This is a genomic window from Pseudomonas sp. LSJ-87 (assembly GCF_032971465.1).
Classification (GTDB): Bacteria; Pseudomonadota; Gammaproteobacteria; order Pseudomonadales; family Pseudomonadaceae; genus Aquipseudomonas; species Aquipseudomonas putida_Z.
Genome location: NZ_JAWJYQ010000126.1, coordinates 1 through 335, shown reverse-complemented (window position 1 = coordinate 335; position 335 = coordinate 1). Strand labels below are relative to the sequence as shown.

The 335-nt window shown below is 50.1% G+C and carries 1 other RNA gene; it reads left to right on the top strand.

The features are described 5' to 3' along the window. Positions 1 to 2: 2 nt before the first annotated feature. Positions 3 to 335, top strand: a transfer-messenger RNA (tmRNA) gene (ssrA, locus tag RYH74_RS26365); the annotation flags it as partial.

Sequence of the window (335 nt, the reverse complement as noted above, 5' to 3'; positions counted from 1 at the left end):
TAGGATTCGACGGGAATTCAGAAGTCTGAGGTGCATGCCGAGGTGCGGTAGGCCTCGTTAACAAACCGCAAAAAAATAGTCGCAAACGACGAAAACTACGCACTAGCAGCTTAATAACCTGCTCAGAGCTCTCTCGCCCTAGCTTCCGCACGTAAGACGGGGACCAACGAGGGATCAAACCCAAACGCGCTAGCCCGGATTCTCCCGCCTGAGAGATGAACGGTGAATTTTAATTCAGGATAGTCATTTACTAGCGTGTCGGTTCGCAGGTGGGTGGTGAATTTAAAGATCGACTAAGCATGTAGTACCAATGATGAAAGGTTTTCGGACGCGGG